12 protein-coding genes are annotated in these 13,930 nt (G+C 51.0%); 7 read left to right on the top strand and 5 right to left on the bottom strand.

Annotated elements, in window-relative coordinates:
- Positions 1-4: 4 nt before the first annotated feature.
- Entirely contained in the window at positions 5-1,111 is a 1,107-nt protein-coding gene (locus IMCC13023_RS00190; protein WP_007539986.1) for an acetate/propionate family kinase, read from the bottom strand.
- Positions 1,108-3,219 carry a phosphate acetyltransferase gene (gene pta, locus IMCC13023_RS00185; RefSeq protein ID WP_007539984.1) on the bottom strand — a complete coding sequence of 704 codons (2,112 nt, stop codon included), beginning with the start codon at positions 3,217-3,219 and terminating at the stop codon, positions 1,108-1,110. Before pta ends, IMCC13023_RS00190 begins: the two co-directional genes overlap by 4 nt.
- A 52-nt stretch (positions 3,220-3,271) precedes the next feature.
- Here pta and IMCC13023_RS00180 point away from each other — a divergent pair, with 52 nt between their 5' ends.
- The 3 genes from IMCC13023_RS00180 (at position 3,272) to IMCC13023_RS00170 (ending at position 6,816) form a co-directional block, all read left to right on the top strand.
- Complete coding sequence (locus tag IMCC13023_RS00180) at positions 3,272-4,375, top strand: threonine aldolase family protein (RefSeq protein WP_007539982.1); 1,104 nt, start codon at positions 3,272-3,274, stop codon at positions 4,373-4,375.
- Between the two features lie 101 nt (positions 4,376-4,476).
- Complete coding sequence (gene gnd, locus IMCC13023_RS00175; RefSeq protein WP_007539980.1) at positions 4,477-5,913, top strand: NADP-dependent phosphogluconate dehydrogenase; 1,437 nt, start codon at positions 4,477-4,479, stop codon at positions 5,911-5,913.
- 6 nt (positions 5,914-5,919) lie between these two features.
- Entirely contained in the window at positions 5,920-6,816 is an 897-nt protein-coding gene (locus IMCC13023_RS00170; protein ID WP_007539978.1) for a DMT family transporter, read from the top strand.
- Here the strand turns inward: IMCC13023_RS00170 and IMCC13023_RS00165 are convergent, their stop codons facing one another.
- From IMCC13023_RS00165 to IMCC13023_RS00155, 3 genes are read right to left on the bottom strand one after another with little or no spacing between them, the layout of a single operon-like run.
- The gene (locus IMCC13023_RS00165) at positions 6,817-8,073 is read right to left on the bottom strand and encodes a multidrug effflux MFS transporter (RefSeq protein WP_162097420.1); all 1,257 of its coding nucleotides are present in this window, start codon (positions 8,071-8,073) and stop codon (positions 6,817-6,819) included. It lies immediately after the preceding gene.
- Positions 8,060-9,271: a Dyp-type peroxidase gene (locus IMCC13023_RS00160; protein ID WP_007539974.1), complete on the bottom strand. Its 1,212-nt coding sequence runs from the start codon at positions 9,269-9,271 to the stop codon at positions 8,060-8,062. Before IMCC13023_RS00160 ends, IMCC13023_RS00165 begins: the two co-directional genes overlap by 14 nt.
- Before the next feature lies 1 nt (position 9,272).
- Positions 9,273-9,755: a copper chaperone PCu(A)C gene (locus tag IMCC13023_RS00155; protein WP_040324697.1), complete on the bottom strand. Its 483-nt coding sequence runs from the start codon at positions 9,753-9,755 to the stop codon at positions 9,273-9,275.
- Positions 9,756-10,067: 312 nt separating this feature from the next.
- Here IMCC13023_RS00155 and nrdH point away from each other — a divergent pair, with 312 nt between their 5' ends.
- From nrdH to nrdF, 4 genes are read left to right on the top strand one after another with little or no spacing between them, the layout of a single operon-like run.
- On the top strand, positions 10,068-10,292 hold the full coding sequence (nrdH, locus tag IMCC13023_RS00150) for a glutaredoxin-like protein NrdH (protein WP_007539970.1): 225 nt from the start codon (positions 10,068-10,070) through the stop codon (positions 10,290-10,292).
- A gap of 12 nt (positions 10,293-10,304) precedes the next feature.
- Positions 10,305-10,709, top strand: a complete 405-nt coding sequence (gene nrdI, locus IMCC13023_RS00145; RefSeq protein WP_007539968.1) for a class Ib ribonucleoside-diphosphate reductase assembly flavoprotein NrdI — start codon at positions 10,305-10,307, stop codon at positions 10,707-10,709.
- 53 nt (positions 10,710-10,762) lie between these two features.
- Positions 10,763-12,868, top strand: a complete 2,106-nt coding sequence (gene nrdE / locus IMCC13023_RS00140; RefSeq protein ID WP_050816690.1) for a class 1b ribonucleoside-diphosphate reductase subunit alpha — start codon at positions 10,763-10,765, stop codon at positions 12,866-12,868.
- 18 nt (positions 12,869-12,886) lie between these two features.
- Positions 12,887-13,852: a class 1b ribonucleoside-diphosphate reductase subunit beta gene (gene nrdF, locus IMCC13023_RS00135; RefSeq protein WP_007539963.1), complete on the top strand. Its 966-nt coding sequence runs from the start codon at positions 12,887-12,889 to the stop codon at positions 13,850-13,852.
- Positions 13,853-13,930 lie beyond the last annotated feature (78 nt).

Here is a 13,930-nt window from a genome sequence, read left to right as displayed (position 1 = left end):
TGCCTTACCTGAGAAGTGCTGCGGTTTGACTCGCTATTTCTAGCTCTTCGTTAGTGGGAATCACTAACACTCTAACCCTCGACCCTAATAGGGAAATATCGCGATTATTTTTCGCTTTGGCCTGATTCAGATCATCGTCTATCTCAATGCCGAGTGCCTTGAGGTTCGCACAAACCATGCTTCGAATTTCCGCCGAATTCTCGCCGACACCCGCTGTGAAAACAATCGCATCCAACTGACCGAGCTCTGCGAAATAGGCTCCTAAATAGTGCCTAACTCTCTGGGTGTAAATTTCTAAGGCTTCCTGGGCTAAAGGATCTTTAGCCGCTGCCAGAGCACTAATGTCTCGCATGTCGCTGATCCCGGTTAGGCCCTTGAGGCCAGATTTGGCATTGAGCATTTCGTCGATTTCAGCATTTGACAACCCTGCTTCATTGCCTAAATAAAAAATAATGCCGGGGTCAATGTCTCCCGACCTTGTCCCCATCACAAGACCTTGAAGCGGTGTCATGCCCATCGAAGTATTGAAGGATCTACCGGACTTCACCGCACAAGCGGACGCTCCATTGCCCAGGTGCAAAATAACAGCATTGAGATCCTGCTGTTCGATGCCTAGGAACTTGGCGCTTTGGTTTGCAACGAAAGCATAAGAGGTCCCGTGAAAGCCATATTTTCTGACCCCGTAGCGTTTTTCTAGCTTTTGATCAATTGCGTAGCGATAGGAGCTGGCGGGCATGGTCTGGTGAAAAGCCGTGTCAAATACCGCGACCTGTAACAACCCCGGGAAAGCTGCTCGGGCGGCACGAATCCCAGCCAGGTTCCCAGGATTGTGGAGTGGTGCGAGTGGAACCAAGGCTTCGATCTCGGCCAATACTTCTTCACTGATGACCGTTGGGCTTGAAAACTTTGCTCCGCCGTGAACGACCCGGTGACCAACAGCGCTTAGTTCAATTTTGGAGTCGGCTATCTCCGCAAGCATTTTCTTGAAGGCTTCATCGTGATCCGTAACTCGTTCAATAAGGCCTTCTAGCAAGGAATCGCCAGAATCGACATCTTGAACCTGGTACTTCACCGAGCTTGAACCGGAATTCACAACCAGGATTGGCATCATTGGTTTTTACCCTGAGCCTGGATTGCGGTGATCGCGATGGTGTTGACTATGTCCTTCACGGTCGCGCCCCTGGATAAATCGTTCACTGGCTTTCTAAGACCCTGCAGCACCGGACCTATAGCTAGAGCACCGGAGGTTCGCTGAACAGCTTTGTAAGTGTTGTTGCCGGTGTTTAGATCTGGGAACACAAACACTGTGGCGCGGCCCGCAACCGAGGACCCCGGAAGCTTAGCCAGAGCGATCGCGGCATCCACGGCGGCGTCAAACTGAATGGGTCCTTCTATCGGCAACTTGGGAGCAAGCTTTTTTGCTAGCTTGGTGGCCTGCCTGACTCGATCAACTTCAGCTCCGGAGCCGGACTCACCGGTCGAATAAGAAAGCATCGCAACCTGCGGTTCGATCCCGAACTGTTTCGCTGTCTCCGACGAAGAAATTGCAATGTCGGCAAGCTGCTCAACGGTCGGTTCTGGGATGACCGCGCAATCGCCGTAAACAACTACCCGATCTTCCAGAGCCATCAAGAAGACGCTGGAAACCGACATTACTCCGGGGGTTGTTTTGATGATCTCGAAGGCCGGCGTGATTGTGTGGGCAGTGGTGTGTGCAGCGCCCGATACCATTCCATCTGCGAGACCCGCGTGGACCAACATCGTTCCAAAATATGAAAGATCGCTCATGGTTTCAAGCGCCTGCTGACTGGTAACGCCTTTGTGCTTGCGCAATTTTGCATAACTTTCCGCAAAACGCTTTTTCTCGGGCGAAGTCTCAATGTCAATTATTTTTGCTGCTGAAAGATTCAGTTTCATCTGCGCTGCTCGGTTTTTGATGTCCTCTTTGGAGCCAAGGATGATCAACTTGGCTGCTTTTCGTTCTAGCACCTCGGCGGCCGCCCTAAGAATGCGGTCATCGGAGCCCTCTGGCAAGACTATGGTCTGAAGGTTCTGTGACGCCCTCAGCACCAACTGCTGCTCAAACATCAGCGGGGTCACCACCTTGATGACGCAGTCCTCCACTAGTTTTGCGAGCGCCGCCTTTGGCAGGTGCTTGGTAATGAGCCTCAGGGCCCTAGCGGTTTTTTCAGTGTCCTTCAGGGACACGTTTCCACGGGTTTGGATGATTCCCATCATGCTGTCAAAGCTTCCGGTAGGAACCGAAATCACCGGCAGGGTTGACTTCAAGCCTTTGATCAACCTTGTTATTGGCTCCGGCATCTCGAAGCCGCCGTTTATTACCACGCCGGCAAGCTTGGGGAACGTCTCCGAGCTATCCGCCATTAGGAGTGCTAGCAACACATCTGTTCTGTCGCTCGGGGCCGCAACTACTGCACCCGGCATCAACTGAGTCAATACGTTTGGTACCGACATCGAAGCCACCACAACATCTAGAGCAGCTGAATCAAGCCGATCTTTGGAGCCAAGTACGAGCTTTCCTCTAATTGCGGTTTGGATTTCACTAAGCGTTGGCGCCATTAGATAGGGATCCTCTGGAACCACAAAGACGTTTTTGGTCTTTGTGGCGATCATGACAGCCGATTCAATCCTTGCCATGTCCTGGGTTTCAGCACGGTTCACCACAATGCCCAGAAGGGTTGCGTGATAGTCCCTTATTTCCCGAAGGGCCACCTCAGCAATCTGGGCTAATTTCTTTGGGGTTCTTGCCGGTGCTTGCCCTAGGTGGGTGTCGGACCCATCTAGTTCTCGACCGCTGAAGACCATTAGTAATGGTGCACCAATGTTTGCAGCAACCCGAGCATTGAAGGACAGTTCGGCAGGTGCAGCCTCATCGGTGTAGTCAGAACCAATGACCAGAACCGCGTCGCACTTGGCGGCAAGCTTTTGGTAGCGCTGCGAAATTACCTCGAGCGCACGCTCCGATGACTCGTGAAGTTCTTGGTAGCCCACGCCGATGCAAGCCTGATAATCCAGCTTGTTCGGAAGGTGGGACAGCAAAAGCTCTAGAACGCGATCTTTACTATCTCTGGATGGCACAACTGCACGAAAAACACCAATGGTTTTGTGCTTTGTCTTCAGCGCCTCTAAAACTCCGAGCGCGACGACGGATTTGGCGGTGTGGCCTTCAACTGAGGCAAGATATATACTTCGGGCCATGGCTCAAGGATAGCCTTGCCAAGGTGGCCGGATCTAACTGTCGATAAACAAAATGTGGTTCAATCAAGTACACGCAATTTTGGGAGCTTCCTTGGTAACTCACGATCAATCGCTTCGCAGTTTCGCGAGCGATAACTACGCCGGAGTGCACCCGGAGGTGCTTACCGCAATTGCTAGTGCAAATGATGGGCATCAGAGCGCCTACGGTTACGACGATTACACCAAAGCCCTGCAGCAAAAGATGCGTGATGAGTTTGGTCAGCAGGCCGAAACGTTTGTGGTTTTCAATGGAACCGGTGCTAACGTGCTGGCGCTAACCGCAATGATGCCGCGCTGGGGTGCTGTCATTTGTTCAAACCTTGCCCACATTGAAACCGATGAGGGTGGCGCTCCAGAGCGCGTCAGTGGATTGAAGCTATTCAATGTTCAGCACGTGCACGGCAAGCTGACCCCGGAATCAATAGCCACTCAGGTTTACGACATTGACTTTGAGCATCGAGCACAGCCCTTGGTGGTTTCTATTACCCAAAGCACAGAGGTCGGGACCGTCTACTCTGTCGCGGAAATTAAAGCGATAGCTGACTACTGCCACGAAAATAAACTGCTCCTTCATCTGGATGGCGCAAGAATCTGGAATGCGGCTGCGTCGCTCGGTGTCACGTTCAAGGAAATGATTACCGATACCGGGGTAGACGTCGTTAGTTTCGGCGGAACCAAAAACGGCGTTATTGCCGCCGAGGCGGTTGTCGTAATAAACCCCGAGGCAGTAGATGGTTTGATTTTCCTAAGAAAGCTGTCGATGCAACTTATGTCAAAGATGCGCTTTGCTTCGGCTCAGTTATTGGCGCTGATGGAAAATGGTCTGGGGATGCGTTCCGCGGCTCACGCTAACAAGATGGCCAGTCACCTGCGTCACCTGCTTGAAGCCAAGGTAGAAAAAGGTGAAATAACTGGACTCAGGTTTACCAACCCCACCGATGCCAACGCGGTATTTGCCTGCCTTCCCGCTGAAGCGATCGCAAAGATTCGCGAGCAGGTTCACTTTTACGACTGGGACCTGAAGACAAACGAAGTGCGCTGGATGTGTGCATTTGACACTACCGAGGCTGATGTTGAGCGTTTTGTTGGGCTCATCAGTGAGGCCCTAAAACCCTAAAGATTTGCACCTTGCGCTAATCTAAAGGGAAATTCCGCAGGCCAAAGAAGCCCTCGCATCGCATCTAGTCAACTAGATCTAGAGAACCAGGAAATCTAAGCATGAGTGCAACTGCAAACATCGGCGTGGTTGGTTTGGCAGTAATGGGTTCAAACCTCGCCAGAAACCTGGCTTCCAGATCCGGCAACAAGGTTGCCATTTATAACCGTTCGGTTGAAAAGACTAATGATTTAGTCGCTAACCACCCAGAGGCAAACTTCATCGCCAGCGATTCAATAGATGAGTTTGTGGCCTCCTTGGCTAAGCCCCGTATCGCGATCATCATGGTGCAGGCAGGCTTTGCCACAGACGCTGTGATTACAGCCCTGAGCGACCGCTTTGAAAAAGACGACATCATCGTGGACGGCGGGAACGCTCTATACACAGACACTATTCGCCGAGAAAAAGAAGTTTCGGCCAAAAACATTCACTTTGTGGGCGCCGGTATCTCGGGCGGCGAAGAAGGGGCACTGAACGGACCTTCCATTATGCCCGGCGGCTCAAAAGAGGCTTATGAGCACTTAGGTCCGATTCTTAGATCAATCGCAGCCGTTGCCGAGGGTGAGGCATGCGTTACCCACATTGGCAGCGACGGAGCCGGACACTTTGTGAAAATGATTCACAACGGCATCGAGTATGCCGACATGCAACTGATAGCCGAGGCGTACGACATCCTGCGTCAAGCCGGCGGTCTAAACCCGATTGAGATTTCAAGTGTTCTAACCGAATGGAATGCCGGGGAACTTGAAAGCTACTTGATTGAAATCACCGCCGAGGTGTTGGCCCAGGTCGATCAAACAACTGGTGAACCACTGGTCGATGTGATTTTGGATGCAGCCGGTTCCAAGGGCACCGGCGTTTGGACTGTTCAGAGTGCGCTGGATCTGGGAACCCCGGTTTCTGGTATTGCCGAGGCAGTTTTCGCTCGTTCGCTTTCCTCGCAAGCAGCTCAGCGTGCTGGAGCGCCAGAATATTCAGCCGGTGATACCGTCTGGGAGATTGCCGACCAGGACGCCTTTATCGAAGATGTCAGGCAAGCACTTTATGCCTCCAAGATCGTGGCCTATGCCCAAGGCTTCGATGCAATTCGAGCCGGGGCAATCGAGAACAACTGGGACATCAACCTAGGAGAAGTAGCAAAGATCTGGCGCGGTGGCTGCATAATCCGAGCTCAGTTCCTAAACCGAATTTCTGATGCCTATAAGCAAGACGCGAAGCTACTTTCTCTCTTGTTTGACGGCTACTTTATACAGGCGATCGAAGATGCAGCTGCTGCCTGGCGTCAAGTTGTCTCTAAAGCTTCACTTGCCGGCATTCCGATTCCAGCCTTTGCTTCTTCGCTGAGCTATTTTGATGGATTGCGCGCCGAGCGTTTGCCGGCGGCACTTGTGCAAGGCCAGCGTGACTTCTTCGGAGCCCACACTTATAAGCGAGTGGATATGCCGGGAACCTTCCATACCCTTTGGTCCGGAGACAAATCCGAGATTCAGACCGACTAACCAGTGATGCGAGATAACTGGGTTATCAAGTTCATTCCGCTAGCGCTAATTTGGGGTTCTAGCTTTTTCTTTATTGAGCTTTCGCTCGAGTGGACAACTGCCGTTGGTGTCGCGTTCTGGCGAACAGCACTGGGTGCACTTGCCATGATCATCATCACCTACAGCCTCGGTCTCAGGCTTCCGGGCAAGGCTAAGCAGTGGCTGCATCTTTTAGTTGCGGGCTTTTTTATGTCCGCCTTTCCCTTCACCATGTATGCCTTTGCCCAGCAATACACGACGAGTATCTTGGCGGCCATTCTGAACGCCACGACACCGATGTTTACCTTGCTAGCCACCTTCACTCTTTTTAGGGCCCAAAAGCAAAATCCGACAGCCATCATCGGTTTATTGGTTGGCCTAGTTGGCGTGGGGATCACTCTTGGGATTTGGAGAGGGTTTGGTGAGAGCGAGCCGATAGCAATCTTGGCTTTGATAGCCGCTTCAATTTCCTACGGAATCGGAACGCCCTACATCAGAAAATATGTAACTCCGATGAAGCTGCCTGCAACTGTCACGGCAAGCGTCCAGGTGTTGACCAGTGCGGTAATTCTCTTGCCGGTTTACCTGTTTACCGGTCCGTTGTTCGTCGCAGAACCAACCGTTCAGAGCGCAGGTGCACTGGTACTGCTTGGGGTCTTAGGCTCTGGAATTTCCTACTGGCTGTTTCATCAGGTGGTGGCAACTGCCGGAAGTGCAGTGGCGGCAACCGTCACCTACACAAACCCGGTAATTGCAACCGTTTGGGGAGTGCTTTTACTGGGAGAAGGACTGCACTGGTATGAACCGGCGGGGGCAATATTGGTGCTAACCGGCGCTTTCTTTGCTCAAGGGCGCCGACTGAAACTAAAGCGTCAAAAGACTTAGCTAACTGCCGCTTCTTAGATCCGGAACTTTCCACGGTCTCGTAATAAACATCAGGCTGGAAAGTGAAACAACGAATAACAGCCCAATCAAGATTCCAATGTCTTGGGTGTCTTGATTATTCATGAACCCATAGGCAATCGAAACCACGCTGGCTGTTGTGAAGTTCACCACTCCAAGCAAAGAAGCTGCTGTTCCGGCCTCGGAGCCGTGGTTATAAAGCGCGATGGTCGGGATGGTTGTAATTCCAGCGCCAAAGATAAATAGCTGAAGCATAAAAAAGGCTTCTGCAACAACCAACCCAGATCCGGCGGTTGCGAATAACCCGGCACCTATAAATATTCCGATGCTTGAGTAAATCGCCAGTAGCCACTGGCCCTTAATATGCCTTGCGGCATAAGCACCGACTTGAACGCCAACATATGACGCCAGCGAATTAGCCGCAATCCAAAACCCAAAGTCACTCGGGCTTAGACCAAAACTGTCTTGAAACAAAAACGGGACGTTGTTTAGATAGGCGAACAGCGCTGAAATCTGGAAGGCTCCAAATATCATGAGGCCGATGTAAACCCGGTCCTTCAAAACCGCACGGTAACCTCGCGCCAACCCCATGGGCGTGCTACTTCTTCGCCTTGCGACCGGCAAAGTCTCAACAAGTAATCCAGATGAGAAAAGCGCCAAGATAATGCCGCCGAATCCGAAGATCAGAAATATGGCTTGCCAGTTGCCTGCTTGAGTAACTTGGGCTCCGACTATCGGTCCGATAATCGGTGAAAGCGATTGAATCAAAAAGATTTTTGCCAGCATTGTCTGCATGCGATGCCCACGGTAGAGGTCTCTAGCAATTGCTCGGCTCACCACGTCAGCGCCAGCAGCAAAGAACCCCATTGCAAACCGAAGACCCAAGAAGGTTTCGAAGTTCGGTGCGAAAAATGCCAGTAGCGCGCTCAAACCAAAGCCAGCGGTTGCAAGCAGGATCAGAGGTCTTCGACCAAAGGCGTCAGAGAGTGGCCCGATAACCAGCTGCCCAAGCGCAATACCCACCGTGACACCGGTTAGCGAAGCTTGCACGGTTCCGTTTGGAACGCCAAAGTAAGTGGCTATTTCGGGGAAGGCCGGAAGGAAGGGGTCAATTGCGTAGGGCACCAAGCTCATTGACAGAGCCAAAATTACAACGTAGCCAATCAGCATTCTTTTAGAAAGCTGATCTCCAGAATCTATAACCCTGCCGCGAATCCGGTTTGGCTTAGGTTCTGACACCATAAGAGAATAGCGCCTCTGCGATGACTTCGCCCGGCCTTACTCCTCCAGCAATCGCAAATTCCGCGGAGCCAATTGGAACAGTCCACTCATTCAAAAGGTCTAGCTCGTCTAAGCGTCTTTGAATTGGGATGAACTGGTTCTCCATGTTCCGCTGATACGCAGTCCAAAGCAACCCAACGTCCACTGATCCGGCACTTGAAATACCAGCTTCGTAGGAGAACGGCCTGCGGAAGATGCGTTCGTCAAGGTTTTCTGGAGCAGCCCTTCTAATGTGAGCGAATTCTGGAATCACGCTCAGTCCATTTGGGTGCCTGGCCCCAAGGTCCGGAATGTCGCTTTCAATATCTCCGGTTAGTGGCGCGCCGTTGGATAGCTTTCGGCCAATAACTTCTTCTTTACTAGAAGTTCCAAGCTGATCCCAAGTATCAAGCTGCATTGCTATGCGACGAAAGGCTAATAGCGTGCCGCCCTGAATCCAGGATGGACCATCTTCTATCCAAACGACCTTGTCAAAATCTGCTGTACCCAGCTTCGGATTAGCCGTACCATCAACCTGACCCATCAGGTTTCGGTGGGTTATTCCGGGAGGAACCATGCCCGGCGTGTGAGCAAAACCAGACTGGACCCAGCGAACCGAGGCAAATGGCATCGCATCTCTCACAAGCCCTCTGGTCCCGTGGGCCAGTACGACTGGATCATCGGCGGCTATGTGAATCAAAACATCTCCGGAGGAGTGCTTATCTTGAAGTTGGTCAACCTTAAATTTTGGTAGTTTTCCAAAGCCGGTTGGCATCTTGGATTCCAGGCCTAGTTTTTCAAAGAAACTGGGGCCAAAACCAACGTAGGCCGAGAATCTTGCCGCACCAATTGCCAGTTCCGGTGCCGGGTCCGCCAGCACAGGTTCGCCGCGGGATAACCGGAAGATGTCATCGGTTAGCAGGCTCATAAATCTGAGCATTGAAGCTCGGTTGCTGCCTGGTTTGATATCAAGCGAGATGAAATTGGTTACGGATTGCAAATCCGCTTCGATGCCCATTTGGTGGTCGCCGTGAAAAGCCAGCTCTCGTTTGGCAGCAAAGGTCTCGAGGTTTTCTGCACCAACGGCGCCGGCTGCATAGGCTCCGCCGGTAGCACCAAGCACGCCGGAGGCAGCTGCCGCCGCTCCGCCGCCAAGAAACCCTCTGCGACTAACCAAGTCAGTTTTCCATGTCTGTTTTTGTTGAGTGGTATTCCTCGTCGCCGCCCTCGGCCGGCTTAGCAAGAACCCCTTCGACGACAAGGTCCGGCGCACCTCTAAAACTAAAGGTCACGGTGATCTGGTCGCCGGCTAACAAGTCCTGAGTGAGGCCCATAAGCATTAGGTGATTGCCGCCCGGCTCCAATTGAATGCTCTGTCCGGCCGGAATCGCTAAGCCGCCGTCAATTTCTTGCATTTTCATTTCGCCACTGATCATTGCCATTTCGTGAATCTCTACGATTTCAGCTAAATCTGTCCTACCTCCGGTTAGCACGATGTCATCACCGGAGTCGTTTGTGAGCGTTCCGTAGACGGCGGTCATGCCCTGAGCGGTCGAAATCTCGGAGGATTTGACCCACATGTCAGTAGCTAAGACTTCGGTCTTGGTCGAACATCCGGTTAAAACCAGCAGGCTAGAAAGAATTAGTGCCAACTTGCGCAAGGTTTTCCTTAGATGTCAGTGACCGAAGTCATACTTTCTTGTGCAGTTACGAGATAAGGGTACATCTCGTACAACTAAGAATTAGACCAATATTGAAAACTTCCTGCGACACGCTGACAAATCAAACGCCCTAAAGTTCAAGTTGTGGGTTAATGTTTGAGAAATAACTAAATAAGTGGATTTTTTAGCGATTCATCACTAGATGTAGTGGTTTAGTGCTATTATAGGAAATCTGAAATTCGTAAGAAATTCACTAAAACTTTGTCAAAAAAGGGCTAATTTCGGCCCTTTCAGGAACCTAAGGAGGCAACCATGGCGGTTACCGTTTACACACTTCCAGCCTGCGTGCAGTGCGATAGCACCAAGCGCATGATGCAGCGCAACCAAATCGAGTATGACGAGGTTGACATGAGCCAGGATCCAGTGGCTCTAGACATGGTGAAGACCTTGGGTTACACGGCAGCTCCGGTAGTTGTTTCAGGCGAGGACCACTGGAGTGGTTTCCGCATGGACCGCATTCAGTCACTTAGCGCCTGAGCGGAGCCAGAAATGTTCGACGTCGTTTACTTTTCTTCGGTTTCGGAGAACACTAAGCGATTTGTCGAGAAACTCGGATACTCAAGTATTCGAATCCCCCTCAAAACCGATGAAGCTGCAAGCTTTATTCATGAGGGCGAAAGTGTTTTAGTGGTCCCAACCTATGGTTCTGGAGATGACAACAACACTGTTCCCAAGCAGGTAATAAAGTTCTTGAACAATCCTGCAAACCGCAAACACGTGCGTGCCGTGATTGCAACTGGGAACACCAACTTCGGCTCTTCCTATGGATTAGCTGGAGACCTGGTAGCCGCCAAGCTTGGAGTTCCAATGATTTATAAAGCGGAACTGCTGGGCACCCCGGACGATATCGAGCAAGTAAAAGAGAGGCTGGAGAAGCTGTGGCTAACCAGGTAATAGAACTAGACGACAACGGAGTTGAAACCGGCAAGACTGGCATCGAAAGTGCCATGAGCTATCACGAGCTCAACGCCATGATCAACCTTTGGGACAAAGACGGAAAGATGCAGCTTGCAAAAGACAAGCTCGCTGTTCGCAAGTACTTCTTGGACCACGTAAACCAAAACACGGTGTTCTTCCACTCTCTGAAAGAGCGCTTGGACTACCTGGTTGAGAATGAGTACTACGAAAAAGAGATTTTGGACCAGTACCGCTTCGAGTTCATTGAAGAACTAGAGAAGCTTGCTTACTCCAAGAAGTTCCGCTTTGACGCTTTCATGGGTGCCTACAAGTTCTACACCGGATACGCACTAAAGACTTTTGATGGTGAGCGCTACCTAGAGCGATTCGAAGATCGCGTAGTAATGGTTGCCTTGGCGCTAGCCGAGGGTAAAGAAGACATTGCGATCTCAATGGTTGAAGAAATCATTTCGGGACGCTTCCAGCCAGCCACTCCTACTTTCCTAAACTGCGGCAAGAAGCAGCGTGGCGAGTTTGTCTCGTGCTTCCTCCTTCGAATCGAAGACAACATGGAGTCGATTTCTAGGGCCATCAACTCAGCCCTCCAGCTTTCAAAGCGTGGCGGTGGCGTTGCCCTTAACCTTTCTAACGTTCGTGAGTATGGAGCTCCAATCAAGAAGATTGAAGGCCAGTCATCCGGAATCATCCCGGTGATGAAGCTTTTGGAAGACAGCTTCTCCTATGCAAACCAGCTTGGTGCTCGTCAGGGTGCTGGCGCGGTTTACCTAAACGCTCACCACCCAGACATCCTTCGCTTCCTAGACACCAAGCGTGAGAACGCTGATGAGAAGACTCGCATCAAGACTCTTTCAATCGGCGTAGTAGTTCCAGACATCACAATGCACTTGGCAAAAGACAACGAAGACATGTACCTGTTCTCGCCCTACGATGTCGAAAAGGTTTACGGAGTGCCATTTGGTGACATCTCAGTTACTGAGAAGTACCAGGAGATGGTTGATGACCCAAGAATCAAGAAGCAGAAGATCAAGGCTCGCACCTTGTTTGAGCGCATAGCAGAGCTTCAGTTTGAGTCTGGCTACCCATACATCATGTATGAAGACACCGTAAACAAGGCCAACCCAATCCAGGGTCGCATCAACATGTCAAACCTCTGCTCTGAGATCCTCCAGGTGAACACACCAACCACCTACAACGCTGATTTGTCATATGACCAGATTGGTAAGGACATCTCCTGCAACTTGGGTTCACTAAACATTGCCATGGCAATGGACGGTCCGGATCTTGCAAAAACTATCGAGACCTCAATCCGCGCATTGACCTCTGTGAGCGACCAGTCCGACATCGTTAGCGTTCGCTCGATTTCCGACGGTAACCACAAGAGTCACGCGATTGGTCTAGGACAGATGAACCTCCACGGCTACCTAGCCCGCGAGCACATTCACTACGGCAGCGAAGAAGCCCTTGATTTCACAAACATCTACTTCTACACCGTGGTGTTCAACGCAATCCAGGCCTCAAACAAGATCGCTATCGAACGAGGCAGCACTTTTGGTAACTTTGAAAACTCCACCTACGCAAGTGGCGAGTACTTCGAGAAGTACGTAACCCAGGTGTGGGAGCCTAAAACCGAGAAGGTAAAGGAGCTCTTTGCAAAATCGGGAGCGAGGATTCCTACTCAGGCTGACTGGAAGAAACTAAAGACCTCGGTCATGGCTCACGGTATTTACAACCAGAACCTCCAGGCGGTGCCACCGACCGGATCGATTTCCTACATCAACAACTCAACAAGCTCAATCCACCCAATTGCATCTCGCATTGAGATTCGCAAAGAAGGTAAATTGGGCCGGGTTTACTATCCAGCGCCGTTCTTATCGGAAGACACCTGGGACTACTACGAAGACGCTTATGACCTCGGTCCAGATAAGACCATTGAAACCTACGCTGTTGCAACCCAGCACGTAGATCAGGGCTTGTCGCTTACTTTGTTCTTTAAAGACACCGCCACCACAAGAGACGTAAACCGTGCGCAGATAAACGCTTGGCGCAAGGGCATCAAAACCATTTATTACATCCGCATTCGTCAGCAGGCCCTGTTAGGTACAGAGGTTGATAGCTGCGTCAGCTGCATGCTCTAGGAATCAGGAAAGAAAACTATGGAAAAGATCAAGCTAGTAAGCCGACCCGTCAACTGGAACAAGATTGAAGACCCAATTGACATGGACGTATGGAACCGACTGACCTCCAACTTTTGGTTGCCAGAGAAAGTCCCCATTTCCAATGACATTCAGTCCTGGGAAACCCTAAAGCCACACGAGAAGACGCTAACCATGCACGTCTTCACCGGCTTGACGATGCTCGACACCATTCAGGGCACCATCGGAGCCGCTGCGTTGCTTCCAGACGCCCGAACTCCTCACGAAGAGGCAGTTATCACCAACATTGCTTTCATGGAGTCAGTTCACGCCAAGAGCTACTCTTCAGTGTTCTCAACACTTTGCTCAACAGCCGACATTGACGAAGCTTTCCGCTGGAGTGAGGACAATCCTCACTTGCAGAAAAAGGCTGAAATAATCCTTGGTTACTACAACGGTGATGACCCACTAAAGCGCAAGGTTGCTTCGACTCTGCTTGAAAGCTTCTTGTTCTACTCCGGTTTCTATCTGCCGATGTACTGGTCATCCAGAGCAAAGCTAACCAACACAGCTGATCTGATTCGCCTAATCATTCGTGATGAAGCCATTCACGGTTACTACATTGGTTACAAGTACCAGCTTGCGCTTGCAGAAGAGTCAGAAGCTCGTCAAGCAGAGATGAAGAGCTACACCTACGATCTACTACTTGAGCTTTATGACAATGAAATCAAGTACACGGCCGACCTATACGACGGAATGGGACTTACCGAAGACGTAAAGAAGTTCCTTCGCTATAACGGCAACAAGGCACTGATGAACTTAGGTTACGACCCACTTTTCCCCAAGGATGAGTGTGACGTGAACCCAGCAATCCTTGCTGCACTATCCCCCAACGCTGATGAGAACCACGACTTCTTCTCAGGCTCCGGCTCCTCTTACGTAATTGGTAAGCACGAGTCGACAACTGATGACGACTGGGACTTCTAAGGAGGCGAAAATGGACTGCAACTGCTCAAAAGATAGCTGCAACTGCAACGGTAAGCACTAGATAAATTGATCAGGCCG

Origin of the sequence: Candidatus Aquiluna sp. IMCC13023, from assembly GCF_000257665.1 — a bacterium.
Taxonomy (GTDB): Bacteria; Actinomycetota; Actinomycetes; order Actinomycetales; family Microbacteriaceae; genus Aquiluna.
This window is presented reverse-complemented; position numbering and strand designations above follow the sequence as displayed.